General features: G+C 51.5%; 2 protein-coding genes. Both read right to left on the reverse strand.

What is annotated here, in order from left to right; genetic code table 11:
* Positions 1 to 238: hypothetical protein (locus AC1RPN_RS08095; RefSeq protein WP_481763698.1), on the reverse strand; the 238-nt coding region annotated here is incomplete at its 3' end.
* Between the two features lie 39 nt (positions 239 to 277).
* On the reverse strand, positions 278 to 612 hold a 335-nt coding region (locus AC1RPN_RS08100), incomplete at its 5' end, for a hypothetical protein (RefSeq protein WP_481763699.1).

Consider the following 612-nt stretch of genomic DNA (forward strand, 5'->3'; position numbering starts at 1 on the left):
GATTGATGAAGCCGTTCAGCTTTGAGCTTGCTTCACCGAAAGCTGTAGAGTGCTGTTTGAGCTGGCGGGCTATCTCAGATGGGCTCTGTGTGAACGTTCCTTTCGGAATTTCGGAGCCTGCACGTCGGCCTTTGCCGCGATAGCTGTCTTCCATGCGCTTTTGCCACGTACGATCCTGATCCTGTTTAGGTGGATCGGTGGCCTGATGCTCGGCCAGCAACCGATGTGCTGCGTCCATATCTCTTCCTTATAGTTACCCTACACTATAAAATTGGCCTCAATTCAGCGTACCCACAATGGTGAATCCGATGTTAGCTAGCGAGGGGTCGGGTGTGTTTGGCCCGTCCACTTCTAGAATATCACCCACGGCAAAGGACACCGGAACCGATGATCCAAGAAGTGCAGTAGTAGACCCAATGGCAAATGTGGCTACCCCTATCTGAGTCCCGTTCTTCTTGATGATGAACACCGAGTTATTGGCAGCTGGACTCAGGGCCTTGACATTAGAACCCGGAAGGCTTACAGGTATAGTGAATGCGGCAGCTGCACAGTGCACCATAAGAACTTCATTGGGCACGTTTGTTGTGCCTTCAACAAATAGCGACACTGCGT

This window comes from Dellaglioa sp. CoH-57-MRSF-20, from assembly GCF_056781955.1.